General features: G+C 68.2%; 1 protein-coding gene. It reads right to left on the bottom strand.

Annotation, left to right across the window (positions count from 1 at the left end):
* Positions 1-28 precede the first annotated feature (28 nt).
* Positions 29-1,239 (bottom strand): IS3 family transposase gene (locus ACZ619_RS45865; protein WP_469612016.1). Its coding sequence is split into 2 segments (ribosomal slippage): positions 29-948 and positions 948-1,239, totalling 1,212 coding nucleotides; the frame shifts between segments, so codons are not numbered across the junction.
* Positions 1,240-1,308: the final 69 nt, after the last annotated feature.

Here is a 1,308-nt window from a genome sequence, read left to right as displayed (position 1 = left end):
GGGCCTTGACCCCGGAGTTTGAACACGTCTATGCGGCTCGGGCCAGGGTAGTTGGTGTTGGGTGGACGGTGATCTCGTAGGTGATCGGGGCTCGCTGGCCGAGCCGGGAGTGACGGCGTCGGGTGTTGTAGCGGGACAGCCAGTGGAAGGCGTCGAGTCGTGCCTCGCGCTCGCTTGACCAGCCCTTTCGGCCCTTCAACGTCTCCCTTTTGAAGCTGGCGTTGAACGATTCGGCGGCGGCGTTGTCCGCGCTGGACCCGACGGCGCTCATGCTCTGCAGGACACCGGCCCGGCGGCAGGCGTCCGCGAAGGCCCCGCTGGTGTACTGGGCTCCGTGATCGGTGTGCATGATCGCCCCGTTCAGACTGCCGCGGGTCCGTTCCGCGGCGGCGAGGGCGTCGATGACGAGCTCGGTGCGCATGTGGTCGGCGATCGCCCAGCCTGCCAGGCGGCGCGAGCACAGGTCGATCACTGTCGCGAGATAGCAGAATCGTCCGCCGCCGACGCTCAAGTAGGTGATGTCACCGACGTACTTGGTGTTGATCTCCTTCGCGGTGAAGTCGCGGCCGATCAGGTCCGGGGCCTTCGCGGTGGCCGGGCCGGCGATGGTGGTGCGGTGCCGGCGCCGCAGACGGACCCCTTCGAGGCCGATGGTCCGCATGATCCTGGCAACGCGCTTGTGGTTGACCGCCTGGCCGTCCTCGTCGCGGAGCTCGGCAGTGATCCTCGGGACTCCGTAGGTGCCGTCGGACTCCTTGTGGGCCTTGCGTATCCGGGCCGCGAGCCGGTCGTCGGCGGCCTGGCGGGCCATGCGAGCCGGGGCGGTGCGACGCCAGTAATAGAAACTCGAGCGGGCGATCCCGAGAATGTCGCAGAGCCGCTTCACGCCGTATCGGCGCTGGTGATCCTCAACGAACTGGCAGCGGTTCACCAGCGCGTCTCCGTCGCGAAATACCGGGCCGCCTTGCGCAGGATGTCGCGTTCCTCCTCCAGCTCCCGGATCCGCCTGCGCGCCGCGGCCAGCTCCGCCTGAACCGGGTCACCGGCAGACTGCGGTGCCGTTGCGGGGGCGGAGTGGGCACCGGCGCGGCGTCCGTCGGCGGCACGGATCCAGTTCCGCAGCGTCTCCGTGTTCACTCCGAGATCGGCGGCGACCGACTTGATCGTCGCTCCCGGACGCGACCGGTACAACGCGACCGCGTCCGCCTTGAACTCGGCGGGGTAATGCTTCATCCCCACAGGGACTCCGTTCTCCTGGACCATCAAGATCCAAGTCTCTCCGGTGTCCAAACTCCAGGGTCAGGGCCC

Source organism: Streptomyces sp. NPDC104367, assembly GCF_055583825.1.
Note: the sequence above shows the minus strand (reverse complement) of the source record. Positions and strands in the feature narration are given on the sequence as shown.